The 25,060-nt window shown below is 62.8% G+C and carries 25 protein-coding genes and 1 tRNA gene; 16 read left to right on the top strand and 10 right to left on the bottom strand.

Annotated features, from left to right (window positions below; translation table 11 throughout):
* Positions 1-331 precede the first annotated feature (331 nt).
* Positions 332-799 carry an Hsp20 family protein gene (locus tag AB6802_RS23440; RefSeq protein WP_371012554.1) on the bottom strand — a complete coding sequence of 156 codons (468 nt, stop codon included), beginning with the start codon at positions 797-799 and terminating at the stop codon, positions 332-334.
* A gap of 455 nt (positions 800-1,254) precedes the next feature.
* Here AB6802_RS23440 and AB6802_RS23435 point away from each other — a divergent pair, with 455 nt between their 5' ends.
* From AB6802_RS23435 to AB6802_RS23420, 4 genes are all read left to right on the top strand, one after another.
* Positions 1,255-2,211, top strand: coding sequence for an alpha/beta fold hydrolase (locus AB6802_RS23435; RefSeq protein ID WP_371012553.1), 957 nt, complete (start codon positions 1,255-1,257; stop codon positions 2,209-2,211).
* 160 nt (positions 2,212-2,371) lie between these two features.
* Complete coding sequence (locus AB6802_RS23430) at positions 2,372-2,527, top strand: hypothetical protein (protein ID WP_371012552.1); 156 nt, start codon at positions 2,372-2,374, stop codon at positions 2,525-2,527.
* A gap of 96 nt (positions 2,528-2,623) precedes the next feature.
* A complete protein-coding gene (locus AB6802_RS23425; protein WP_371012562.1) occupies positions 2,624-2,785 on the top strand; it encodes a DUF1127 domain-containing protein in 162 nt (53 codons plus the stop codon).
* A 91-nt stretch (positions 2,786-2,876) separates the two neighbouring features.
* The gene (locus AB6802_RS23420) at positions 2,877-3,704 is read left to right on the top strand and encodes a helix-turn-helix domain-containing protein (protein WP_371012551.1); all 828 of its coding nucleotides are present in this window, start codon (positions 2,877-2,879) and stop codon (positions 3,702-3,704) included.
* Positions 3,705-3,829: 125 nt separating this feature from the next.
* On the opposite strand, the gene hisN is transcribed toward AB6802_RS23420, so the two are convergent.
* Positions 3,830-4,603 carry a histidinol-phosphatase gene (gene hisN / locus AB6802_RS23415; RefSeq protein WP_371012550.1) on the bottom strand — a complete coding sequence of 258 codons (774 nt, stop codon included), beginning with the start codon at positions 4,601-4,603 and terminating at the stop codon, positions 3,830-3,832.
* Positions 4,604-4,614: 11 nt separating this feature from the next.
* On the opposite strand from hisN, the gene AB6802_RS23410 reads away from it, so the two are divergent.
* Positions 4,615-4,905 (top strand): hypothetical protein, encoded by a 291-nt coding sequence (locus AB6802_RS23410; RefSeq protein WP_371012549.1) that lies wholly within the window; start codon positions 4,615-4,617, stop codon positions 4,903-4,905.
* A gap of 60 nt (positions 4,906-4,965) precedes the next feature.
* On the opposite strand, the gene AB6802_RS23405 is transcribed toward AB6802_RS23410, so the two are convergent.
* Positions 4,966-5,907, bottom strand: coding sequence for an N-formylglutamate amidohydrolase (locus tag AB6802_RS23405; protein WP_371012548.1), 942 nt, complete (start codon positions 5,905-5,907; stop codon positions 4,966-4,968).
* 164 nt (positions 5,908-6,071) lie between these two features.
* On the opposite strand from AB6802_RS23405, the gene cpdR reads away from it, so the two are divergent.
* Positions 6,072-6,434: a cell cycle two-component system response regulator CpdR gene (cpdR, locus tag AB6802_RS23400; protein WP_006199474.1), complete on the top strand. Its 363-nt coding sequence runs from the start codon at positions 6,072-6,074 to the stop codon at positions 6,432-6,434.
* A 116-nt stretch (positions 6,435-6,550) separates the two neighbouring features.
* A tRNA-Val gene (locus tag AB6802_RS23395) sits at positions 6,551-6,625 on the top strand.
* Positions 6,626-6,754: 129 nt separating this feature from the next.
* Here AB6802_RS23395 and AB6802_RS23390 read toward each other — a convergent pair.
* The 7 genes from AB6802_RS23390 to AB6802_RS23360 form a co-directional block, all read right to left on the bottom strand.
* A complete protein-coding gene (locus tag AB6802_RS23390; RefSeq protein ID WP_371012547.1) occupies positions 6,755-7,048 on the bottom strand; it encodes a DUF1330 domain-containing protein in 294 nt (97 codons plus the stop codon).
* 28 nt (positions 7,049-7,076) lie between these two features.
* Positions 7,077-7,841, bottom strand: coding sequence for an SDR family NAD(P)-dependent oxidoreductase (locus AB6802_RS23385; RefSeq protein WP_371012546.1), 765 nt, complete (start codon positions 7,839-7,841; stop codon positions 7,077-7,079).
* Between the two features lie 196 nt (positions 7,842-8,037).
* Positions 8,038-9,399: a hypothetical protein gene (locus AB6802_RS23380; protein ID WP_371012561.1), complete on the bottom strand. Its 1,362-nt coding sequence runs from the start codon at positions 9,397-9,399 to the stop codon at positions 8,038-8,040.
* A 125-nt stretch (positions 9,400-9,524) separates the two neighbouring features.
* Entirely contained in the window at positions 9,525-10,883 is a 1,359-nt protein-coding gene (locus AB6802_RS23375; protein ID WP_371012545.1) for a hypothetical protein, read from the bottom strand.
* Positions 10,884-10,962: 79 nt separating this feature from the next.
* Complete coding sequence (locus AB6802_RS23370) at positions 10,963-11,934, bottom strand: GDP-L-fucose synthase family protein (RefSeq protein WP_371012544.1); 972 nt, start codon at positions 11,932-11,934, stop codon at positions 10,963-10,965.
* A 111-nt stretch (positions 11,935-12,045) separates the two neighbouring features.
* A complete protein-coding gene (gmd, locus tag AB6802_RS23365; RefSeq protein ID WP_371012543.1) occupies positions 12,046-13,131 on the bottom strand; it encodes a GDP-mannose 4,6-dehydratase in 1,086 nt (361 codons plus the stop codon).
* 84 nt (positions 13,132-13,215) lie between these two features.
* Complete coding sequence (locus tag AB6802_RS23360) at positions 13,216-14,370, bottom strand: dihydrodipicolinate synthase family protein (RefSeq protein ID WP_371012542.1); 1,155 nt, start codon at positions 14,368-14,370, stop codon at positions 13,216-13,218.
* 230 nt (positions 14,371-14,600) lie between these two features.
* On the opposite strand from AB6802_RS23360, the gene AB6802_RS23355 reads away from it, so the two are divergent.
* The 9 genes from AB6802_RS23355 (at position 14,601) to AB6802_RS23315 (ending at position 25,058) form a co-directional block, all read left to right on the top strand.
* Positions 14,601-15,653, top strand: a complete 1,053-nt coding sequence (locus tag AB6802_RS23355; RefSeq protein WP_371012541.1) for a LacI family DNA-binding transcriptional regulator — start codon at positions 14,601-14,603, stop codon at positions 15,651-15,653.
* The gene (locus AB6802_RS23350) at positions 15,650-16,666 is read left to right on the top strand and encodes a Gfo/Idh/MocA family protein (RefSeq protein ID WP_371012540.1); all 1,017 of its coding nucleotides are present in this window, start codon (positions 15,650-15,652) and stop codon (positions 16,664-16,666) included. Before AB6802_RS23355 ends, AB6802_RS23350 begins: the two co-directional genes overlap by 4 nt.
* A complete protein-coding gene (locus tag AB6802_RS23345; protein WP_371012539.1) occupies positions 16,663-18,264 on the top strand; it encodes an acyl CoA:acetate/3-ketoacid CoA transferase in 1,602 nt (533 codons plus the stop codon). The genes AB6802_RS23350 and AB6802_RS23345 overlap by 4 nt, the downstream gene beginning before the upstream one ends.
* A complete protein-coding gene (locus tag AB6802_RS23340) occupies positions 18,257-19,033 on the top strand; it encodes an enoyl-CoA hydratase/isomerase family protein (protein ID WP_371012538.1) in 777 nt (258 codons plus the stop codon). The genes AB6802_RS23345 and AB6802_RS23340 overlap by 8 nt, the downstream gene beginning before the upstream one ends.
* 11 nt (positions 19,034-19,044) lie before the next feature.
* Positions 19,045-20,556, top strand: a complete 1,512-nt coding sequence (locus AB6802_RS23335; RefSeq protein WP_371012560.1) for an aldehyde dehydrogenase family protein — start codon at positions 19,045-19,047, stop codon at positions 20,554-20,556.
* A 58-nt stretch (positions 20,557-20,614) separates the two neighbouring features.
* Complete coding sequence (locus tag AB6802_RS23330; RefSeq protein ID WP_371012537.1) at positions 20,615-21,868, top strand: ABC transporter substrate-binding protein; 1,254 nt, start codon at positions 20,615-20,617, stop codon at positions 21,866-21,868.
* Positions 21,869-22,022: 154 nt separating this feature from the next.
* Positions 22,023-22,979 (top strand): carbohydrate ABC transporter permease, encoded by a 957-nt coding sequence (locus AB6802_RS23325; RefSeq protein ID WP_371012536.1) that lies wholly within the window; start codon positions 22,023-22,025, stop codon positions 22,977-22,979.
* Positions 22,976-23,920, top strand: coding sequence for a carbohydrate ABC transporter permease (locus tag AB6802_RS23320; protein ID WP_371012535.1), 945 nt, complete (start codon positions 22,976-22,978; stop codon positions 23,918-23,920). The genes AB6802_RS23325 and AB6802_RS23320 overlap by 4 nt, the downstream gene beginning before the upstream one ends.
* A gap of 22 nt (positions 23,921-23,942) precedes the next feature.
* Positions 23,943-25,058 (top strand): ABC transporter ATP-binding protein, encoded by a 1,116-nt coding sequence (locus AB6802_RS23315; RefSeq protein ID WP_371012534.1) that lies wholly within the window; start codon positions 23,943-23,945, stop codon positions 25,056-25,058.
* Positions 25,059-25,060 lie beyond the last annotated feature (2 nt).

Here is a 25,060-nt window from a genome sequence, read left to right as displayed (position 1 = left end):
AATTCCAGGAAAAGTGTGATCGGTTTTCCGCCCGGAATTGCGTCAAAACAAAGAGATAGAGCGGTTCGCCGTTTCCGGGAAACGGTGAAACGGTCTAGGCCAGAAAGAGCCGCGGCAACAGCTCGATGCCGGGCGGGATCAGAAGAATCAGGAACCAGCGACGGAAGGGAGCGGGGCTGATCCGCTGGCGCGACACCCTGTCCAAGCCACATTCCGAGCAGGGGCGTTCCGGTTGCCGACGGCCGACAAAAAAGCGGCGCCTCGCGGCGCCGCTTTCGTCTCGGGAGGAGACGCTTTTATCCTTGGGCGATGTTACGCGCAGCCGGCCTGATTACGCGGCCGCCTTGGCCTCGATCTGCTTGGCCTTGTCCGAGGACTGGGTGATCGCGATCTTGCGCGGCTTCAGCTCCTCGGGAATGTTGCGCGTGAGGTCGACGAAGAGCAGGCCGTTCTTCAGCGTGGCGCCCTGGACCTCGACATGATCGGCAAGCTGGAAGCGGCGCTCGAAGGAACGCGAGGCAATGCCGCGATAGAGCAGCTCGGAGCCTTCGCCATTATTCTCTTCCTTGCGCTCGCCCTTGACGGTCAGGACGTTGCGATGAGCCTCGATCGAGATCTCGTCTTCCGAGAAGCCGGCGACGGCCATTGAGATGCGATAGGCGTTCTCGCCGGTGCGCTCGATATTATAGGGCGGGTAGGTCTGCGCGGTCTCGGGCTGGCCGAGCGTGTCGAGCATGGTGAACAGCCGGTCGAAGCCGACGGTCGAGCGATAAAGCGGGGAAAAATCAACGTGACGCATGAGGTGTTCTCCTGTTGAGCAACATGGTTTGCGTGTGGCCGTGCGAAACCCTAGGAAGGCGTTCCGGATAGGCCAGCGGCCCCGACAGTCGGCGGCCGCAACCCACATTTGGGAAGCTCGAAAACCCATTTCAAGGCTTTTTGATCGGCACAAAGTCGCCACGTTCATGAACGGCGGATGAACCATGGCTTCGGCATCCGTTCAGCCGGCCAACATTAGGCTTTGGCCAAGATGACCAACAAGCGGCGCCTTTTCCCCGCGCCGCGAACAGGCCGAACCGGGTGTAACGTCCCTTCCTCCCGGATCGACAGAGGCCGGAAGTGCGCCGCAGGCACTTCCGGCCTTACCGCTTTCACGGCACTCGGCTAAATCCGTGTAACGCCTTTGCTTTTGCCGCATGGCCGTCTATCACCATGCCGACGCCTGCGGGCCGGTAACAACCAACGACGCGCCGAATGACGGATCTTTTCCACCAGACCGAGGGCAATCCAGAGCCACAGAACGCTGCCGGTGGTTTCTTCACCACCCGCGACGGCAAGAAGATCCGCTACGGCGTCTTCGCCGCCGTTGCCCGCCCGCTGCAGGGCACGGTGGTGCTTTTGACCGGCCGCAACGAATGCATCGAGAAATATTTCGAGACCATCCGCGACCTCGCCGATCGCGGCTTCGGCGTCGCCATCCTCGACTGGCGCGGCCAGGGCGATTCCAGCCGGCTGCTGCGCGACCGGCAGCGCGGCTATGTCCGCTCCTTTCGCGATTACACGCATGACCTCGAGCAGTTCTTCGAGGAGATCGTGCTGCCCGATTGCCGCGGCCCCTATTACATACTCGCTCACTCGACCGGCGCGGTGATCGCGCTGCTTGCCTCGCCCTTCATGGTCAACCGCGTGCGGCGCATGGTGCTGCTTGCGCCCTTTCTCGAGGTGCCGGACCTGCCGGTCTCGATCGCCACCGTCCGGCGCGTCTGCTCGGTGTTTTGCGCCATCGGTCTCGGCCGGCTTTATGCCGCCCTTGGACCAAGGCCGAAATTGCCGCCGGCTTTCGAGGCGAACAAGGTAACATCCGATCCGGTGCGCTACCGGCGCAATGTCGCGATCTACCAAGCCTGGCCGCAGCTTGCGCTCGGCGGCCCGACCATCCGCTGGCTGAGGGCCGCCGCGGCGGCCGCCGCAGCGGTCAGCGATCCCGATTTCATGAAACGGATCCAGGTGCCGATGCTCATCGTCGCCGCCGGCGCCGATCGGGTGGTCTCGACCAAGGCGGTGGAAGCCTATGCCAGGCGGCTGCGCGTCGGCTCGCTGCTGATGATCGACGGCGCCGAACACGAGCTCCTGCAGGAAAAGGACCTCTATCGCGAGCAGCTGCTGGCCGCCTTCGACGCCTTCATCCCCGGCACCGGCGACGCCCCCTGACCTGATCCGACCGACAGCGAGCACTGCTGCTGACACCCTTCTGTCAGGAGCATCGGCCGGCCACGCTTCCGGCACCTGCAGTGCTAAAGATTCTGACAGCGGCGACTGCGCCGAACTGCTCATCTCATCGGCGTCAACCGCACCCCGAGGAGATGAAATCATGACCGACAAAACCTGCGCCGCCTGCGATTGCCAATTGGACGCCAACCCCATCCGCGTGAAGGTCGGCGGCAAGACCGTCGAGGTCTGCTGCGAGGAATGCGCGGTGGCGCTCAACGAAGCCAGCGCTTCGACAGCCAGCAACAGCGAGGATTGAGCCATGCACCGTGATCAGACAGCGGTGGCGCGACATCCGGTCGCAAGAATATCTCTGCCGGCACCGACGGACCGCGCCGCCACTCCCGGACAGGTTCTGTGGTCCGGGCTTCTCACCACAGCGAGCTGGATGGGTCGCCAATTGGAAAGGCGCCGAAGCCGCCTGGCCTTGCTCGAGATGACGGACGAGCAGCTCAAGGACATCGGCCTCTCGCGCGGCCAGGCCTATTCGGAATTCAAACGCCGCCCGTGGGATTGAGACGCCCCTGACAAGTCTCCTGACAGGATTGGACCGCGCCGTCGCATAGAGTGCCGTACGCTGAGGCACGACTGGAAGGAACGCGGCGGCCATGTCGCAATTCAAGGTGGAAACGCTTCTCGATACCGGCACGATCCGGGTGCGGGATGTGGTCTGCAGCGGCGAGTGCCGGCACAGAAGTGCGGAAGAGTGCACCTCGGCCACGCATCTGGTGTTTCCGTATCGCGGTGTCTTTGTGCGCCATGTCGGCCGCAACGATGCGGTCGCCGAAGCCAACCAGCTTCTCTCCTTCAACCGGGACGAGACCTACCAGGTCAGCCATCCGGTCGAAGGGGGCGATGCCTGCCTCGATCTCGTCATCGAGGAGGAACAGCTGAGAGAGCTGGTGTCCAGGGAACAGCTGCGTTCAGGTGACATACTCGCGTTTCGCCGCCAGCGCCGGCGCATCGACCCAAGGGCGCAGGCATTGGTGGCGCTGCTTCGCCATGGCCTCAGTCGCAAGCTTGCCGAGACGCTCGAAGCCGAAACGCTGGCGCTCACCCTGGTGCGGCGTTCGCTTGGCGATCGCACCTCGCATGAAGCCGGTGCAAGTGCCGGTCGGCAAAAACTGGTCGACCGCGCCAAGCTCATCTTGTCGTCGGACCTGTCGCGGCGCTGGACGCTGGCGGAAATCGCCGCCGAGGTCGGCGTCTCGCCGGTCTATCTCACCCAAATGTTCCAGCAGGTCGAGGCCATGCCGCTCTATCGCTATCATTTGCGCCTGCGGCTGGCGCGCGCGCTCGACCTTCTCGGCAGTTACGAGAACCTGACGACGCTGGGCATGGATCTTGGCTTCTCAAGCCACAGCCATTTCAGCGCCACGTTCAAACAGGTTTACGGACGAACGCCGGCTGAATTCCAGCGTTCTATCAGGCGCTAATGCATGATCCCGAAAAGTGGGAACCGGTTTTCGGAAAAGATCATGCTCCAACAAAGAGTTGTCGCCCAGTAGTGTGTAGCGGTTCTGGGGCAACGACATGCATCAAACTAAAAATCTGCTCGGGCTCAGCCGCGAAGCGCGGCCATCGCGGCGGCATGCAGCTCCGGTGTTGCCGCCGCCACTATGTCGCCACCCTTCTCCGCCGGCCCGCCTTCGAAGGTGGTGATGACCCCGCCGGCCTTCTCGATGATCGGGATCAGCGCGACGATGTCGTAGGGTTTCAGACCGGGATCGGCGACGATATCGACGCTTCCGGCCGCGAGCATGGCGAAGGCATAGCAATCGGTGCCGTAGCGGGCGAGCTGGACCTTCGTCTCGAACTGGTCGTAGCGCTTGCGCGCCTCGCCCTTGAACAGCGCCGGCGTCGTGGTGAACAGCGTCGCGTTGGCGAGCTCGGTCGTCTTGCGGGTCGCGAGCTTGCGCGGCCCGCCCGGGCCTTCGTAATGCGAGCCTGAGGCATTGGCGTAAAACAGCTCGCCGGTGAACGGCTGCGACATCATGCCGGCCACGGCATCGCCATCGACGGTCAGCCCGACCAGCGTTCCCCAGACCGGGATGCCGGAGATGAAAGCGCGCGTGCCGTCGATCGGATCGATGACCCAGACATGCCGGCTCGACAGGTTCTGGCTGCCATGTTCCTCGCCCAGGATACCGTGCTCAGGATATTCGGCCGATATCAGCGCCCGGATCGCCCGCTCGGACTCGCGATCGGCCTCGGTCACCGGATCGAAACTACCCGCCTCCTTGTTGGCCACCGCGCCCTGGCTGCGAAAGCGCGGCAGGGTCTCCGCGGCGGCTGCATCAGCGATGCGCCGGATAAAATCGATGCTGATATCCAACCCATTCTCCCATGGCGGTGGCGGTCGCCAACGCTGTTTTTCTGCCCAATTTAGCGGCACAAAGCCGTTTATGGCCGGTTTTTCTGTTGCTCGAATATCACACTTCAGCCGCGGCAGCGGAGTTTCCACATCATATTGAATTAAAAACCCCGATGTCGATTGACATTTGTGCGGCGCACAATAATTTTGTCATCGGACAGGTTTTCCTGTCTATGCCCTCCTTGGGCGTTTCCTCCCTAGACTTCGACCGTGTCGTGAAAACGATGCGGTCTTTTTTTAGAGCAATTCCAGGAAAAGTGTGAAACCGTTTTCCGTCCGGAATTGCGTTAAAACCAAAGAGCCGGAGCGAACGCTGGCCGCCGTCACTCGGCCGCAAGCGGCAGATCGACGAAATGATGGTCGGGCATCGACATCATATCGGCCGAAAAGCGCGTCAGATCGTCAGCCAGGGCGTCGAAGCCGGCCGATTTCTGGAACGTCCTCTCGTCCATGTAAAGCCCGCGATTGACCTCGATCTGCAGCGCATGCAGGTGCCGCGCCGGCCTGCCGTAATGCTCGGTGATGAAGCCTCCGGCATAAGGCTTGTTATGCGCCACCGTGTAGCCCATGCCGGTGAGCAGATTGATCGCCATGTCGGTGAGCGCCGGGCTGGCGGAAATCCCGAACCGGTCGCCGATGATGAAGTCGGGCCGCGCGCCGTTGTCGCCGACCCGGATGCTGGCCGGCATCGAGTGACAGTCGATCAGCACGGCATAGCCGAACCTGGCATGGGTCCTGGTCAGAAGCCTTTTCAGCGTCTCGTGATAAGGCTTGTAGACGGCCTCGATGCGGGCAATCGCTTCGGCCAGCGGCAAACGGCCGGCATAGATGTCGAGCCCCTCACCGACAAGCTTCGGCACGGTGCCGAGGCCGCCGGCCACCCGCGCGGAGCGGATGTTGCAGAAGGACGGCACCGGCTCGGCGAACATACGCGGGTCGAGTTCCCAGGGTTCGCGATTGACGTCGAGATAAGCGCGCGGGAAGTTGGCTGCCAGCATCGGCGCGCCAAGCGCCACGGCGCCGCCAAAAAGCTCCTCGACATAGCAATCTTCCGAACGGCGGATGGCGTTGCGGTCGAGTCGCGCCATGGCCAGGAAGCGTTCGGGATAGTGGCGTCCGCTATGCGGTGAATTGAAGAGGAAAGGTACGCGCTGTTCGGCGCCCGATCGGATTTCGAAGGGTGGAACGACCGAAAAGTCCTCGGCTGCCGTCTTCAATTTGAACGAACCAGGAAACAGCACTGCATCATCCCATAAAACTGCCACTGAGCGGGCGGCATGTCCAGCATTTCAGACGGCAAAACCGCGCTTAAGGCCGGAAGTACAATGCCCGGCATTCACTTGATGTTTACCCGCACCACCTCATATACAGGATGGTTAACAGGCCTGCCCGGCGGCAAGCTCGGGGCGGGTGATTCGGACGGGATACGATGGCACGCATTCTCTTGGCGGAAGACGATGACGATATGCGCCGCTTCCTCGTCAAGGCGCTGGAACGCGCTGGATATCAGGTAAGCGATTTCGACAATGGCGCCAGCGCCTATGAGCGGTTGCGTGAAGAGCCCTTCTCGCTGCTCCTGACCGATATCGTCATGCCGGAAATGGACGGCATCGAGCTCGCCCGCCGCGCCACCGAGATCGACCCGGATTTGAAAGTGATGTTCATCACCGGTTTCGCCGCCGTGGCGCTCAACCCGGATTCCAAGGCGCCCAAGGACGCCAAGGTGCTGTCAAAACCCTTCCATCTGCGCGACCTCGTCAATGAGGTCGAGAAGATGCTGCAGGCGGCCTGAGCCACCTTTCGGCTGGCATCGGCGGCCACTTAGCCGATGCGGCAAAGAGAAGCTTTCTTTCCACATTCCTGCTATTGACGCGCCGGACCAAAAATGGTGTATGCGCGGCTTCGGATGGGCGTGTAGCTCAGCGGGAGAGCACTGCATTGACATTGCAGGGGTCACAAGTTCAATCCTTGTCACGCCCACCATCCTTTCAATAAATTAGACATCTGGTCGACGCGGAACGCCCGCGCTTAGACCTCGCCGCGTTCTCCTGGAATCGGCCTGGATGGCTGCCCCCAGCCAACGTCGCGGTCAAACGGCACTGCTGATAGCAGTTACGCGAGCTCGCCCTCGAACATCACGAGCGTCCGCTTCGACGCCTTCAGCGCGAAGTGCATGGCTTCCTCATAGGCCGGGTCGGCATAGCAGGCCTTGGCGATCTCCAGGGACGGAAACTCCACCAGGATCATGCGGCCGGCATCACGCGCCTCGATGAGCAAAGGCGGTTGTTTTGTCGTGTTGGTGCGCGCCTGGTATTTTTCGCCGATCGGCTTCCAGAGGCGGCCATATTCGGCCTGTGCTTCCTGATCGGAAATCTCGGTTCCGACGATGAGCCAGTATCCCTTCACGCTAAAACGCTCCCTGGTGATTGCAGGCCTACACCATGAACTCGCCACCGTTGATGTGCAACAAATGGCCGGTAACGAACTTGCCCATGTCCGATGCCAGATAGAGGCAGGCATTGGCGACGTCTTCGGCAGTTCCCAGTTTCCTCAGCGGCACCGTCGCCTGCACATGCTCGTAGGTTTCTTCGAGATTGGGATACCACGCCGCGTTCCTGTCGGTGTCCAGCCACCCTGGCGCGATGCTGTTTGCCGTCACCCCGTCGGGTCCGCATTCCAGCGCCACGGCCTTGGCCAGGCCATGCATGCCGTGTTTTGCGGCGACGACATGCGCCCGGTTTGCCAGCGGGAAAAGCGCATCCGTGCCGGCCATGTAAAGCAGGCGTCCATGCTTCCTCTCCCGCATGTGGGGAAGCACCGCCTGGGTCAGGATGAAAGCCGATCCGAGGTTGGTGTTGATCACCGTCTGCCAGTCTTGAAGGGTGATCTCATCCAGTCGCTGGTGCGGTCTGATGCCGACGCAGGATACCGCGATGTCGATGCTGCCGAGCTCGGCCACGGCCCGCTTGATCAAGGCGGTCGTGGCAGCCTCGTCGGTGCCGTCGCAAACCGAGGCTATCGCCTTTACACCGAAAGATCGCGCCTGGTCCGCGACGGCCTCGATCTTGGCCGGGTCGCTGCCACCGGTGATAACGATGTGCGACCCTGCTCGAGCGAATGCCAGGGCGGTCGCCTTGCCGATATTTTGGCCGGCGGCGGTGATCACCGCGACCCGCCCCTTCAAGCCGGGAACTTCCATTCGCTCACCTGTCGTCACGATCAGGTCGATCGGATCGCGTCCTGTTCGGACTGAGTTATAGATGGAGAAACCAGAGCCGAGGCTCTGCCAGGAAGCAAGCCGCAACAGGTCCACCCGGAGCCGAGGCCTTAACACCTATTGGCGGGTCCTTCCATCCGGACTGCGCGATCTCACCGTTCCGGCGGCGGCGCTGACTTCAGGTCGAGGCCAATGCGCGTAGCCCGGCCAGTCGCCATCTTGCCTTGGCAAGCAGACCCGATCTCGGCTTCTTGCCCTGCAGGATTCGCCGCCTGACCTTCCTCAGGATTGGATCTGCGGGCGAAGCCTTGACTGCAAGCTCGGCCGTCGCCAGCGCCCGGACGCGGTCCGTCGTGGTTTGTTGGAGGATCCACGCCGAACAGGCCGCGGCGTAAGGGCAGCCCGCTTCCGCCGCGGTGAAGAAAAGTTCGAAATCCTTGGCCATCGGATATCTGTCGCCCACCATGTCGCCAAGCAGCCCCATCGCCTTCAGCGGGATTCTCGGACGATCCGTGAACTGCCGCGTCATCAGGGATTTCAGCACGGCCTCGCCAGACGCAAAATCGCGCTCGCGAAAATAGGCGGCGGCGATCTTGAGGGCATAGGCATCGTTCTCCGGATCGAGCGTATAGGCCTTCTCGAGGATCGCACGCGCCTCGCCGGGAGCCGCTTTGTCTTCGACGGCCAGGAATGCGGCCTGGTAGCCAAAGGCGGCCTCGCGCGGGTCATAGTCGACCTGCCGCGCTTTCAATTCGTCCAGGATGATGCCGGCGGCGCGCGGCGCGTCGAACAGTGCGGTTGCTGGCATGAAGGGAACGTCACCCATGAGCGATGCGATCTCGGCATAGATGCTGCTGCCCGCATAGATCCGCTGGCAGCGCGCCATCAGCGCCATCTCGAAAAACGTTCTCGGGGTTTCGTCCTCGAACGCATCGACGCCGAAATCGCTGGTCAGCATCGCTCCCGTCTCGGCCTTGAGATAGTCGAGCGTCGCTCGATGCTGCCCGATCAACAGCGTCCCCAGTCCCATCGATGAAAGCTCGGCCACAATCGCCCTGGCCAGTGTCGACGGGATCACTTTTCCTGCGAAGACGAGGGTGGTGCGATACTTGCCGTGCACGATGTCGCCACTGCGCAGATGCAGCGCCGCCATCGGTCGCGTAAACCGGCTGCTGTCGGCGGCGGCGATCGCCTGCTTCACTGCCGGCGAATAATCGAAACCGCGCAGCGTTTCGGTTACGCGAACGGGTGGCGTGATATCTCTCAGAATAGCAAAATCGTCGCAGGTAAAACCGCGCAGTTTGCGTTCTTTGGCGATCTCGCCGAGGCTGTCGCCGGCGGCAAGAGCGGCAGCATCGAGAATACCGAACTCAGCCCTCCTGATGTCCTCGCCCAGCCAATGCCTTTCGATGAAGTCGGCCGAAAAGATCTGGTCGGCGAGATCAATGATGTGAAACGACTCGTCGGCGATGGCCCGCCTGTTCCAGGTGAATCCGAATCGGTAGCCCAGGCTGTCGGCCAGTGACTTGGCATTCGCCATCGCAAGCAGACGACCGCCCAGCCCATCCGTCCTGGTGGCGGCGATCAGTGTCGGGCCGGGCTCGGGGGCCGACGTAACTTTATTCCACATGCTTATTAAACCTCGGACGCCCCCGCGCCGGATGCTTAATTCGATTTTGCGGCCGCAGACGACCGGATCGCCAACTCGTTTTCCTGGAAAATCCTGTTGGCAGGGTCTGCCTTCAAGGGCAAGGCCGCCATCGCCAGTGCCGCTTCCGTTTTGCCCAAAGCCGCATGAAGAATGTGCGCCGCACATGTCGCGGCATGGGCATGGCCGGCCCTGGCCGCGGCAAGATAGAGCGCGAAGTCATTACCCATGACAAAGCCGCGCCACGACCGACTGGTCAAAAGTCGCATGATCTCGGTCGGCATTTCGCCGGAAATATCGAATTCCTTCGTCATGAACGCTTTTAGGATCGCCTCGCCGCACAGGTAATTCTTTTCGCGGAAATGGCTGGCCACGATCTTTAGCGCATAGGCCCGGTTCTCCGGATCGAGCGCCAGCGCCTTCTCAAGGATTTCTCTGGCGCCACCAGGCTTGATCCTATCTTCCCTCAGGCGGAAGGCCCATTGATAACCAAAGGCCGCCTCCAGCGGATGGTAGTCGGCGCCCCTTATCCTCAGTTCCTCGAGGATCAGGCTTGCGGCCCGACCTTGGTTGAACAAGGCCTTGCTGCGCAGCACCGGTGCGCCGCCTATCGCGGAGGCGATTGTCGCGAAGGCGCTGCTTCCAGCGTAGATTTGACGGCACCGCGCCATCAGCGCCATTTCGAAAAACGCCTTGAGCATCTCGTCCGTGAACTCGCCCGCCCCGAAATCTTCTGCCAGAAGAGCGCCGGTCTCCGATTTCAGATAGGCAAGCATCGCCTGGTCCTGCCCGACAAGCAGGGTCGCCAGACCCTTCGATGCCAGCTTCGATACGATCCCCCTGACCAGCGGCGCGGGGATGACCTTCTCGCCGAACTCGAGCCGCGAGCGATAGCTGCCATAGACGATATCGCCGCTGCGCAGGTGGAGCGCCGCCATCGGCCGCGAGAACCGGCATTCGTCAGCGGCGGCAATAGCCGCCTTCACGGCGGGAGCAAAGCCGAAGCTGGCGAATGCCTGATGCCTCCACCTGCGTGGCTTGTTGGCCGGCAGTCGCGCCTTGAACCAACCTTGCCGCAATGATCTCAGGACGCCGAACTCGTTGCAGCTCCACCCCAGCAGGCCGAGCCCTCCGGCCTCGGCCTCGAGGCTGTGGCGGGTGAACGCGCCGTCGAGAGCGCCGAACCGGCTGACATCGATCTCGTCGCCCAGCCAGTGCTTTTCCACGAAATCAGCGGAAAACACCTTGTCGACGCGTTCGACCGCATGGAATTCCATCTGTTCGACCGACTGGCCGTTCCAGGTGAATCCGAAACGGCATCCCATCCTGTCGGCGAGGCTCTTTGCATTGACCATGGCCAGCAGACGTCCGCCCAAGCCGTCGGTTCTGGTCGCCGCGAAAATCTTCGTGGAGAAGTCACTCAAGCGCTGTCGGCCTCACACGCCCGGGCCGCGCCTAACCAGGCTGCCCAAGCCGGATCTGCCCGGTCTCGACATGCTCCAGGAACCAGGCATAGGTTTGCTCCAATCCGCTGCGAAGCGAGTAGCGCGGACGCCAGCCGGTCGCAAACAGCCGTGACACATCCATCAGCTTGCGCGGCGTGCCGTCCGGCTTCGTCGCATCGAAAATAATATCGGCGTCGGCGCCGACAACCGATACGACGGTACGGGCAAGCTCGGCGATGGTGACGTCCTCCCCGCATCCAATGTTGAGGTGGCTGTCGCCGGCGTAGTTCTTCAACAGCCAGACGAACGCGTCAGCGGCGTCGTCGACATGCAGGAATTCCCGCATCGGCCTGCCCGATCCCCACACCTGTAGTGTTTTTTGACCGGTGCGCCTGGCCGCATCGGCCTTGCGCATCAGCGCCGGCACGACATGGCTGCTGTTGAGGTCGAAATTGTCACCGGGACCATAGAGATTGGTTGGCATGGCGGAGATGTAGTCGACGCCATATTGTCGCCGGTAGGCCTGACAGAGCTTCAACCCGGCGATCTTGGCGACCGCATACCATTCGTTGGTGGGTTCAAGCGGGCCGGTGAGCAACGCGTCTTCCTGGATCGGCTGCGGCGCCAGTTTCGGATAGATGCAGGATGAACCCAGGAACAGCAGTTTTCGCACCTCGCTGCGAAAGGCAGCTTCGATGACGTTGTTCTGCACAACGAGGTTTTCATAGAGAAAGTCCACCGGGAGGCTGTCATTGGCCAGAATGCCGCCGACCTTGGCGGCCGCCATGACCACCGCATCCGGTCGCCGGTCCGCCATCCAACGCCGCACGCCGGCCTGGTCGAGAAGGTCAAGCTCGCTGCGCGGGACGGTCAGGATCTCGCAATCCTCGCTGGCCAGGCGGCGCACCAGCGCCGAGCCGACCATGCCGCGATGTCCGGCCACGAAGACACGCTTTCCTTTGAGATCGAAAATCTTGTCCATCGCAATCCTACCAGGCAATTCCAGGAAAAGTGTGAAACCGTTTTCCGTCCAAAATTATGTCAAAACAAAGAGATAGAGCGGCTCGCCGTTTCCGCGAAACGGCAAAACGCTCTAGGAACGATCGTTGCGCCAGCCACCGGCGGCGGCACGCGCCAGATCGGCCTGCAGCATTTCCGTCACCAGATCCTTGAATCCGACGGTGTGCGACCAGCCCAGCCTGGCTCGCGCCTTGGAGACATCGCCGATCAGCATGTCAACCTCGGTCGGCCGGAAATAACGCGGATCGACGCGCACCACAACTGCGCCCGAGCCGGCGTCGATGCCCACCTCGTCGACACCTTCGCCTTGCCAATGGATGCTGTATCCGGCTCCGGCAAAGGCAAGTTCGGCAAATTCGCGCACCGAATGCGCCTCGCCCGTCGCCAGCACGAAATCGTCAGGCTCGTCATGCTGCAGGATGCGCCACATGCCCTCGACATAGTCGCGCGCATGGCCCCAGTCACGGCGGGCATCGAGATTGCCGAGATAGAGCGTGTCCTGCAGCCCGTGATGGATCGCCGCCACCGCGCGCGTGATCTTGCGCGTGACGAAGGTTTCGCCGCGCGTCGGCCCTTCATGGTTGAACAGGATGCCGTTGGACGCGAACATGCCATAGGCCTGGCGGTAGTTGATCGTGATCCAGTAGGCATAAAGCTTGGCGGCCGCATAAGGCGAACGCGGCCGGAACGGCGTGTCCTCGCTCTGGGGAATTTCCGCCACCTGGCCGTAAAGCTCCGAGGTCGAGGCCTGGTAAAAACGCACCGATTTCTCGAGGCGCAGGATGCGGATTGCTTCGAGCAGCCTGAGCGTGCCCAGCGCATCGGCGTTGGCGGTGTATTCCGGCGTCTCGAAACTCACCTGGACATGGCTTTGGGCGCCAAGATTGTAGATCTCGGTCGGCTTTGTCTCCTGCACCAGGCGGATCAGATTGGTCGCGTCGGTCAGATCGCCGTAGTGCAGGAAGAAGCGCGCGCCGTTCTCATGCGGATCGATATAGAGGTCGTCGACACGCTCGGTGTTGAAAGAGGACGAACGGCGTTTGACGCCATGGACGATATAACCCTTCCCAAGCAGGAGCTCGGCGAGATAAGCACCGTCCTGACCGGTCACGCCAGTTATAAGGGCGACTTTCTCTGCCACTGCTGCGTTCGTCCGCATTGCGTCCGGCAAAGCGATACAGATTTGCCGACGGAACGCAAATCCCCCGAGCGGGAGAGGCTTGGGTCATTTGCCTTGCCGGGTTCAGACGCCCGCCACCGCGCACAAGGTCTTCATCCTGGCCGTTGCAAGTTCCGGATCGGCCAGCAGGCCCGCCTGATCGGCAAGGCGGAAGACTTCGGCATAATGGCATATGCCACGCGCGGATTGCATGCCGCCGACCATCGTGAAGTGGTTTTGGTGCCCGTTCAGCCAGGCCATGAACACGACGCCGGCCTTGTAATATGCCGTGGGCGCCTCGAAGATCGTGCGCGACAACGGCACGGTCGGCGCCATCAGCGCGTCGTAGCCGGCCCGGTCGCCCGCCGCGAGCTTTGCCAGCGCCGCATTGGCGGCCGGCGCGATGGCGTCGAAAATGCCGAGCAGCGCGTGCGAATGTCCCTTGCCATCGCCGGCGATCAGCTCCGGATAGTTGAAGTCGTCGCCGGTGAACATCACCACGCCCTCCGGCAACCGGTCTCGCAGAGCGACCTCCTTATCGGCGTCGAGCAGCGATATCTTGATGCCTTCGACCTTGCCGGCATGCCGCTCGATGATGGCAACGACGGTGTCGAGCGCGGCCTCGAAGCTCTCGCTGCCCCAGTAACCTCTCAGCGCCGGGTCGAACATGTCGCCCAGCCAGTGCAGGATCACCTTGCCGGCGGCCTGGCCGAGTATGCGGTCATAGACCTTGATATAGTCATCCGGCCCCCTGGCGACCGCGGCAAGCGCGCGGCTGGCCATCATGATCGCCTTGCCGCCCTCGCCTTCGATGAAGGCGAACTGGTCCTCATAAGCGCGAATGACGTCGTCGATCGTCCGTGCGCTCGCCGGCGCCAGATGGTCCGTGCCGGCGCCCGAAGCGAGATCGGCGCCCGGCACGCTGCGCGCCTCGGCGATCGAGCGCCGGATCAGGTCCTTCGCGCTCTCCCAGTCGAATCCCATGCCGCGCTGCGAGGTGTCCATCGCCTCCGCAATGCGGAAGCCCAGCCGCCACAGATGGTGGCGAAATGCCATGGTCTTCTCCCAGTCGATCGCCGATCGCGACCACGGATCGGTCATCGCGATCGGGTCTGCAACGACATGCGCGGCCGCATAGGCGATGCGCGAGAAGGATGCGCCGACGCTGGGCTCGACCGGCACACCGACGAGCCGGTAGCCGGCGCGGCCGCCATTCTCGGCAGGCAGGATGACGTCCATGAAAATCTCCCTTCGCGGCTGCCTATAAATGGAACGTTCCAATAAATCAAGAACCTTTATGATTCATAGAAATGAACCGGTTCAATACCTAACCAAACCCCAAGATGCATACGTTTGAACGCTGGCCATCAATTTTTCGGATTCCGCGAGAAACTCGATTGACTCCGATTTTGAGTGGTGATTAGAACGTTCCAATAAATTTGACGCCTGAAGCGGAGGAAAGCGCGGACATGGCCAGCAGGGCCAAGGCAACGATCCTGGACATCGCCCGCGAGGCCGGCGTGTCCAAATCGACGGTTTCGCTCGTGCTGCAGGGCAGCGGGCTGATCCGGCCTGAAACAGCCAGCAAGGTCCGCAAGGCGATCGAGGACGTCGGCTATGTCTACAACCGCGGCGCCGCCAATCTGCGCAAGGCTCATTCCAACGTCATCGGCATGGTCATCAACGATCTCACCAACCCTTTCTTCGCCGAGCTTGCGGTCGGCATGGAGCGCGTCTTCCAGGCAGCGGGCGTGGTTCCCTTTATCGCCAACACGGCGGAGAACCCTGTGCGCCAGGAAGAGGTGTTGAAATCGCTCATGGAACAAGGCGTGGCCGGCCTCATCGTCTCGCCGGCGCGCGGCACCGTGCCCGGCGCCTTCCGCCGTATCGAGGCTGCCGGCGTGCCGATCGTGTTCGCCATGCGCCGGCTGCCCGAAAGCCGCATTCCGGTGATCGCGCCCGACAACCGCCGCGGCGCCTTCATCGCCACCGAGCATCTGATCGGCAAGGGCCATCGCCGCCTCGCCTTCTTCGGCGGCTCGTCCGACCTGGTCGTCTATCAGGAGCGGATGGGCGGCTTCATCGAGGCCTGTGAGGCGTTCAACATCCCGGCGACCGGCCGGCTGATCGTCGAGGGCGAGACCAGCCGCAAGGGCGGCATGGCCTGCCTGGATACGGCGCTTGCCGCGTCGCAGCCGCCGACGGCCGCTTTGTGCTTCAACGACGCGGTCGCCTTCGGTGTCATGCTCGCCCTGCGCAAGCGCGGCCTCGAGGCAGGGACCGACTTTGCCGTCGTCGGCTTCGACGACGTCGCCGAGGCCGAGCACTATATGCCGGCGCTGACCAGCGTTGCGGTCGACACCGCCGGCCTTGGTGAGCGCGCCGCCCATGTCATGCTGAAGATGATCCAGTCGCGCACGACGCGCGCGGAAGACCATATCGGCGCCGTCAACCTCGTCGTGCGCGAAAGCAGCGGCCCGGATCGCGGCAAGCAAGACATTGCAGCGGGGGACGCGGCATGAACGTGCGGTGGGGTCTGATCGGCGCGAGCACGATCGCAAAACAATTCATGATCAACGCCATCCGTGCGCAGGCCGATGGCGAGGTCGCCGCCGTGATGAGCTCCAGCCCCGAGCGTGCCAAGGCTTACGCCGAGGAAAACGGTATCCCGCTCGCTGTCTCGAGCCTCGACGCGCTTCTCGCGGCCGACATCGACGCCGTCTACATCTCGACCACAAACGAATTGCATCTCGAACAGGGTCTTGCGGCGATCAAGGCCGGCAAGCATGTGCTGTGTGAAAAGCCGCTGGCGCTGACCAGCGCCGATGCGAGGAAGATGCTCGCCGCCGCGAAAGCCGCCGGCATCGTCTTCGGCACCAACCACCATCTGCGCAATGCCGGCGCGCACCGCACCATGCGCGAAGCTATCGCCGCCGGCCGTATCGGCAAACCGATCGCGGCGCGCGTCTTCCATTCCGTCTATCTGCCGGAGAACCTGCAGGGCTGGCGCATCACGAAACCCGAGGCGGGCGGCGGCGTGGTGCTCGACATCACCGTGCACGATGCCGACACGCTGCGCTTCGTGCTCGGCGACGATCCGGTCGAGATATCAGCTTTCACGCAGTCCGCCGGCATGGCCGGCAACGGGCTCGAGGACGGCGCCATGTGCATATGGCGCTTCAGGTCGGGCCTCATCGCACAATCGCATGAGGGCTTCACGACGAAATTCGCCGGCACGGGCTTCGAGGTGCACGGATCGGAAGGCTCGCTGATCGCCACCAATGTGATGACGCAGAAGCCGGTCGGTTCGGTGCTGTTGCGCACCGCAAGCGGCGAGGAAGAACTGAATTTCGACCGCGAGGACCTCTACATCCGTTCGCTCGGCCAGTTCCATGCCGCGATCCGCGGCGAAGGCCAGCCCGCCGCCACCGGCGAGGATGGCATCTGGTCGCTGGCATCGGCCGAAGCCGCCCTGCAATCGTCGAAGACCGGCAAGACCGTGATGATCGACCCACAACTCGGGAGCCGCGCGTGAGCAAGCTCGTCACGGCGGCCTACGCCGCCAGCCTGATCAAGGATGGCATGGTCGTCTCGGTGTCGTCGTCGAGCGGTCTTGGCTGCCCCGATGCCGTGCTTGCCGCCATCGGCGAACGCTTCGACGCGGAAGGCCATCCCAAGGGTATCACCACACTGCATCCGATCGCCGCCGGCGACATGTATGGCATCAAGGGCATCGACCACCTTGCCAAGCCCGGCCTGTTGACGCGCACGCTGTGCGGCTCCTATCCGTCCGGCCCGTCCTCGGCCGAACCGCCGCAGATCTGGAAGATGATCGGCGACAATTCGGTCGCCGCCTACAACGTGCCGTCCGGCATCCTGTTCGACATGCATCGCGAGGCCGCAGCCAAGCGTCCCGGCGTGCTGACCAAGGTCGGTCTCGATACTTTCGTCGATCCGCGCCACCAGGGCTGCGCCATGAACGCGGCGGCGAGCGAGCCGATCGTTTCGGTGCAGCAATTCGATGGCGAGGAATGGCTCTATTTCCGCTCGATCGTGCCCAACATCTCGATCATCCGCGCCACTTCCGCCGACGAGCGCGGTAATCTCACCTACGAGCACGAAGGTGCTTATCTCGGCGGGCTGGAGCAAGCACTCGCCGCCCGCAACAATGGCGGCATCGTGATTGCGCAGGTCAAGCGCGTCGTCGAAAACGGCACGCTGAAGCCGCATGATGTCCGCGTGCCCGGCGTGCTGGTCGACCATATCGTGGAAGCGCCTGAACAGTTGCAGACGACGCTGACGCCTTACGATCCGGCGATTTCAGGCGAGATCTTCCGGCCGCTGTCGACCTTCCGCACGCCGGAGATGAACGTTCAAAAGGTGATCGCGCGCCGCGTCGCCATGGAATTGCGCGACGGCATGGCCGTCAACATCGGCTTCGGCATCTCCGCCAACGTGCCGCGCATCCTCTTGGAGGAAGGCCAGCACGGCAAGGTCACCTGGGTGATCGAACAGGGCGCGGTCGGCGGCGTGCCGCTGCTCGACTTCAAGTTCGGCTGTTCGTCGAATGCCGACGCCTTCATGCCTTCGCCGCACCAGTTCATCTACTTCCAGGCCGGCGGCTTCGACGCCTCGCTGCTGTCCTTCCTGCAGATCGATCGCCACGGCTCGGTCAACGTCTCCAAGCTTTCCGCGCGGCCGCATGTCACCGCCGGCGCCGGTGGTTTTGTCGATATCACCGCGCGTGCGAAAAAGATTGTTTTCTCCGGCTTCTTCAATGCCGGCGCAAAACTATCGCTCGCCGATGGCGGCATCCGCATCGATGCGGAAGGCAAGGTCAAGAAAGTGGTCAACGAGGTCGAGCACATTTCTTTCTCCGGCAAGCGCGCGGTCGCTCAGGGCCAGGACATCACCTATGTCACCGAGCGCTGCGTGATGAAGCTGACGCCCGCTGGCCTGATGGTGACGGAACTGGCGCCCGGCATCGACCTCGACCGCGATGTACTGGCTCAGTCCGAGATTCCGCTCGGCGTCGCCAACGACCTGAAGGTGACACCGGCGGCGCTCTATCAGGACCGGCCGATCGGCCTGTCGCTGAACGGCGGCGCCTCGCTCGGAGGCGCGCATGGCTGAGGCCCTCGTCACCTTCGAACAGGACGGCGCCATCGGCATCGTCACACTGCGCCGGCCGGAAAAATTCAATGCGCTCGACATCCCGATGTTGCGCGCGCTCGAAGCAGCACTAGATGACGCGGAATTAGCCGAAGGCGTGCGCGCCGTGCTCATCCGCGGCGAAGGCAAGGGCTTTTGCGCCGGCGGCGACGTCGAGGCCTGGGCACAATTGAGCGCCGCCGACTTCCAGGTGCAATGGGTTCGGTACGGCCATCGTGTCTTCGACCGGCTGGCGCGGCTGCGACAACCGACCATCGCCGTGCTCTCCGGCCACGCGCTGGGCGGCGGGCTGGAGCTGGCGGCGGCCTGCGATTTTCGCGTTGCCGAAACCCAAGTGAAGATCGGCTTTCCCGAAACATCGATCGGCGTCGTCCCCGGATGGTCGGGCACGCAGCGCGCCGTACGCCGCTTCGGCGCGCAAATTGTGCGTCGTATGGCGCTGGGAGGCGAGATTTTCTCGGCGGGCGACGCGCTCGTGCACGGCATCGTCGACCGTGTCGCCGAGACAGGTAAAGGCTCCGACGACGCCAGGGCCTGGGCGCAGAAAATCGCTGAGCGCGGACCGCTCGCCACCGAAGCCGCCAAGCTGATGATCGCGGTCGCCGAAGGCGAGGAAAGTGCCGCCGCGACGGAAGCCCTGGCCAGCGGTTTTATCGCCTTGACCGGCGACCTCAAGGCCGGCGTCGACGCCTTCAAGGCCAAGCAGAAGCCGGAATTTTCGAGATCCTAAGAGAAAGCATGATGAACGCACCGCTCAACATTGCCATGCCCGCCGAAGCGTCCCAGGCGCCGAAAGCCTATAAGCTCCTGATCGACGGCAAGCATGTCGAGGCCCGCGACGGCCGCGCGATGGAGCGGGCAAGCCCCGGCCACGGCTTTGTCGTCTCGCGCTATGCGCAGGCGAGTGCCCCGGAAGTCGAGGCTGCGGTGCAGGCCGCGCACAGGGCATTCGAGACCGGCCCGTGGCCGCGCATGAAGGCCTCGGAGCGTGCCGCCGTGCTGCTCAAGGCGGCAGACCTGATCGAAAGCCGGCTGGAGGACATCGCCCGGCTCGATGCGCTGGAATCCGGCAAGCCGATCGCCCAGGCGCGCGGCGAGATCGGCGGCGCCGTCGACATCTGGCGCTACGCCGCCTCGCTTGCCCGCACGCTGCATGGCGAAAGCTACGCCAATCTCGGCGATGCCATGCTGGGCGTGGTGCTGCGCGAGCCGATCGGCGTCGTCTCGATCATCACGCCGTGGAATTTCCCGTTCCTGATCGTCAGCCAGAAACTGCCCTTCGCGCTTGCCGCCGGCTGCACGGCCGTGGTCAAGCCGAGCGAGATGACTTCGGCTTCGACCTTCGTGCTCGGCGACATCCTGCTCGAAGCAGGCCTGCCGGCGGGCGTCGTCAACATTCTCGCCGGTTTCGGCGCCGATGTCGGCGCGCCGATGGTGAGCCATCCGCTGGTCGAGATGGTGTCGTTCACCGGGTCGACCCGCGTCGGCAAGATGACCATGGCGACGGCCTCGGCTACGCTGAAAAAGGTCTCGATGGAGCTCGGCGGCAAGAACGGCCAGATCGTCTTTCCCGATGCCGACCTCGAAGCGGCCGCCGACGCGGCGGTGTTCGGCGGCTTTTTCAACGCCGGCGAGTGCTGCAACGCCGGCAGCCGCCTGATCGTGCATGAGGCGATCGCCGACGCGTTTCTCGCGGCCGTGAAGGCCCTTACAGCCAAGGTAACGGTAGGCGATCCGCTGGACGATCGAACCAAGGTCGGCGCAATGATTTCCGCAGACCATCTGGCCAAGGTCGAAGGTTACGTCGCGGCAGCTGCAAGCGGCGGCAGCAAATTGTTCAGCGGCGGCGCGCAGCGCGCCTCCAATGCCGGCCAATACCTCGATCCGACCATCATTCGCAACGTTACGGAAGATATGGCCATCGCCCGCGAGGAAGTATTCGGCCCGGTGCTTTCGGTGCTCACTTTTGAAACGATTGAAAAGGCATTGCGCATCGCCAACAACACGCCCTATGGTCTGTCCGCAGGGGTGTGGAGCCCCAGCATCGACACCTGCATGTCGGTAGCGCGGGGTGTGCGTTCGGGGACCGTCTGGGTGAATACATTCATGGAAGGTTATCCCGAACTGCCTTTCGGGGGTTACAAGCAGTCCGGTCTCGGACGCGAACTCGGCAAACGCGCCGTCGAGGATTATACCGAGGAAAAGACAATCCAGTTTCATCGCGGCCAGCGCACCGGTTGGTGGGTCGGCTGAGTTTGGAAGAACCCGGTGGGCTTCCACCGGTCGTGTAATGCAACAAGGGAGGTAGTACATGTTGCGCAAACTGCTTATCGGAACGGCTCTTGCGACGAGCTTTGCGTTCTCGGCGCATGCCGCGGACGTCAAGGAAGTGCAGATGCTGCATTGGTGGACGTCGGGCGGCGAAGCGGCTGCTTTGAACGTCTTGAAGCAGGATCTGGCCAAGGAAGGCTATGCCTGGAAGGACGTGCCGGTGGCTGGCGGCGGCGGCGACGCCGCGATGACCGCGCTGAAGGCAATGGTCGCGGCCGGCAACTATCCGACCGCATCGCAGATGCTCGGCTACACCGTGCTCGACTACGCCCAGGCAGGCGTGATGGGCGACCTGACCGAGACGGCGAAGAAGGAAGGCTGGGACAAGTCCGTTCCTGCCGCCCTGCAGAAATTCTCCGTCTATGACGGCAAGTGGGTTGCCGCTCCGGTCAACGTCCACTCCGTCAACTGGCTGTGGATCAACAAGGCAGTGATGGACAAGATCGGCGGCACCGAGCCGAAGACCTTCGACGACTTCATAGCGCTGCTCGACAAGGCCAAGGCTGCCGGCGTCACCCCGCTCGCGCTTGGCGGTCAGAACTGGCAGGAAGCCACGATGTTCGACTCCGTCGTTCTGTCGACCGGCGGCCCGGACTTCTACAAGAAGGCGATGAACGACCTCGATGACGCGTCGCTCAAATCCGACACGATGAAGAAGTCGTTCGACAACCTCGCCAAGCTCGTCACCTATGTCGACCCGAACTTCTCGGGCCGCGACTGGAACCTCGCCACCGCCATGGTCATCAAGGGCGATGCGCTGGTTCAGGTCATGGGCGACTGGGCCAAGGGTGAGTTCCACGCCGCCAACAAGACCCCGGGCACGGACTTCCTCTGCTACCGCTTCCCCGGCACTGACGGCTCGGTGATCTACAACTCCGACATGTTCGGCATGTTCAACGTTCCGGACGACCGCAAGGCCGCCCAGGTCGCTCTGGCCACCGCCACGCTGTCGAAGAGCTTCCAGTCGGCCTTCAACGTCGTCAAGGGTTCGGTCCCGGCCCGCACCGACGTGCCGGACACCGACTTCGACGCTTGCGGCAAGAAGGGCATCGCCGACCTAAAGAAGGCCAACGAAGGCGGCACCTTGTTCGGCTCGCTGGCCCAGGGCTATGGCGCCCCGCCAGCCGTCGCCAATGCCTACAAGGACGTCGTGTCGAAGTTCGTCCACGGCCAGATCAAGACCTCGGACGAGGCCGTGACGGAACTGGTCAAGGCAATCGACGACGCCAAGTAAGCGCTAGTCACAAGACACCTTCCCCGCTTCGGTGGGGAAGGTTTCCATCTTGCAATTGGCCGGCTCGACATTATGCCGACCCAGGACCCGTATGCAGCGGGCCGCCTTGCCGCCTGACGGCCGGGCATGGACGACCCGCGACGGGAGGAGCCTCATGAGCAGTGTAGCGACGACCCAGATCAAACTGACGCCGGAGCACACGCGTCCGCGCGCTTCCGTGCGCTCGCGCCTGCAGGACGCCCTACCCAAGATCGTGCTGGCGCCGAGCTTCGCCATCACCATCGTCTTCGTCTACGGCTTTATCCTGTGGACGATCTATCTGTCCTTCACCAATTCCAAGACCTTCCCGTCCTATGCGATAACCGGCGCCCGCGCCTATCAGCGGCTGTGGGGCTGGACCTTCGACACCGACCCGCCGTCGAGCTGGTACACGTCGATCACCAACATGGGCATTTTCGGCTTTCTCTACATCGCCATCTGCCTGGCGCTCGGCCTGTTCCTGGCGATCCTGCTCGATCAGAAGATCCGCGGCGAAGGCGTCTTGCGTCCGATCTTCCTCTACCCGATGGCGCTGTCCTTCATCGTCACCGGCGTCGCCTGGAAATGGTTCCTCGACCCGGGCCTCGGCCTCGAACAGACCTTGCATCAGTGGGGCTGGACGAGCTTCCATTTCGACTGGATCAAGAACAAGGACTTCGTCATCTACACGGTGGTCATTGCCGGCGTCTGGCAGGCATCGGGCTTCATCATGGCGATGTTCCTGGCCGGCCTGCGCGGCATTGACGGCGAGATCATGAAGGCGGCGCAGATCGATGGCGCCACCACCTTCCAGCTCTATCGCCGCATCGTCATCCCGCTCTTGCGGCCGATCTTCCTGTCGGCCTTCATCGTGCTCGCCCACCTCGCCATCAAGTCCTACGACTTGGTCGTCGCGCTGACGAGCGGCGGACCTGGCGGCTCGGCCTGGCTGCCGTCCAATTTCATGTATGAGTACACGTTCAAGCGCAACGAAATGGCGGTCGGCTCGGCCAGTGCCGTGATCATGCTGATGACCATCGTCGCGATCATCGTGCCCTATCTCTATTCCGAACTCAGGGAGAAGCCGCGATGAGCGCTGTCACCGCTCCCGTTCGCCGCGCATCCGGCGGCGTCAACATGAAGCTCGTGAACCGTATCGTCATCTACGGCCTGCTGGCGCTGTTTGCGCTGTTCTACCTGATGCCGCTGTTCGTCATGCTGGTCACCTCGTTCAAGACCATGGACGAGATCCAGAACGGCAACATGCTGGCTCTGCCGCAATCGCCGACCCTCGAGCCGTGGTTCAAGGCCTGGGGCGAGACCTGCGTCGGCCTCACCTGCGCCGGCATCAAGGGTTATTTCTGGAACTCCATCAAGATGGTCGTTCCGGCGGTGCTGATCTCGACGATGATGGGCGCGCTCAACGGTTATGTGCTGACCAAATGGCGTTTCCGCGGCCACACGCTGGTATTCGGGCTGATGCTGTTTGCCTGCTTCATTCCGTTCCAGTCGGTGCTGTTGCCGATGGCGACCATCCTCGGCAGCCTGGGACGTTTCGGTGTCTCGCTGCAGAACTCGGTCGGCACCAGCTTCGGGCTCGGCAATCCGACGGTCAACCTTGTCTTCGTTCACGTGGTCTATGGCCTCGGCTTCACCACGCTGTTCTTCCGCAATTATTACGAGGCCTTCCCGACCGAGCTGGTCAAGGCCGCGCAAGTCGACGGCGCCTCCTTCTTCCAGATCTTCCGCCGCATCATGCTGCCGAACTCGATGCCGATCTTCGTCGTCACCGTCATCTACCAGTTCACCAACATCTGGAACGACTTCCTGTTCGCGTCGGCCTATGCCGGCACGGGCGACGCCATGCCGATGACGGTGGCGCTGAACAATGTCGTCAACACCTCGACCGGTGTCGTCGAGTACAACGTCAACATGGCGGCGGCGATGATCGCCGCGCTCCCCACCCTGATCGTCTACGTCGTTGCCGGCCGCTATTTCGTGCGCGGGCTGATGGCGGGCGCGGTCAAGGGCTGATCTCTTTCGTGAAGGAACGACCATGGCTTTTCTTGAAATTGACGGGTTGAAGAAGCGTTTCGGGAATGTCGAAATCCTGAAGGGCATCAATGTCGAGCTCGAAAAGGGCGGCTTTCTCGTACTGGTCGGTCCGTCCGGCTGCGGCAAGTCCACGCTTCTCAACACCATCGCCGGACTGGAGCAGATCACCGAGGGCGAGATCCGCGTCGACGGCCGCGCGATCAATGACCTGCATCCTTCCAAGCGCGACATTGCCATGGTTTTTCAGAGCTACGCGCTCTATCCGAACATGACGGTGGCCGGGAACATTTCCTTCGGCATGGAAATGCGCGGCGTGCCGGCGGCGGAACGACAGGCGGCGATCGACAAGGTGGCCAAGGTGCTGCAGATCGGCCATCTCTTGCAGCGCAAGCCGAGCCAGCTTTCCGGCGGACAGCGCCAGCGCGTCGCCATGGGCCGGGCGCTGGTGCGCGATCCCAAACTATTCCTGTTCGACGAGCCGCTCTCCAACCTTGACGCCAAACTGCGCGTCGACATGCGCATCGAGATCAAGCGCCTGCACGCAACGACCGGCACGACAATCGTCTATGTCACGCACGACCAGATCGAGGCGATGACGCTGGCGACCAAGATCGCGGTGATGCGCGACGGCGAGGTGCAGCAGTTCGGCACGCCGGCTGAAATCTACAACAACCCGACCAATTTGTTCGTCGCCGACTTCATGGGATCGCCGGCGATGAACCTGATCCCGGCGACCATTGCCACGTCGGGCAATGCGCTGTCCGTCGTGCTGCAGCGCGAGGCGCGTGAGCCGATCTCGTTGCCGATGGCCAATGCGCCGGCGGGTCTCTCGGCATTCCAGGGCAAGCCGATCATCTTCGGCGTGCGGCCGGAAGCGCTGACCGATCCGGAAGGCGCCGAACGCAACGCCTCCAACATCGCCACGGCCGATCTGCATATCGAAGTGGTCGAGCCCGCAGGATCCGATACCTTCGCGGTGACCAATCTCGGCGGCAAGGGCGTGGTGGCGCGGCTGCGCGCCGATGCCAACATCCAGCCGGGCACCAACACGCCTTTGGCCTTCAACCTGACCAAGGCGGTGTTCTTCGATCCGGCGACTGAAAACCGTATCCTTTGATC

This window comes from Mesorhizobium sp. RCC_202 (genome assembly GCF_041355295.1).
Taxonomy (GTDB): Bacteria; Pseudomonadota; Alphaproteobacteria; order Rhizobiales; family Rhizobiaceae; genus Mesorhizobium.
This window is presented reverse-complemented; position numbering and strand designations above follow the sequence as displayed.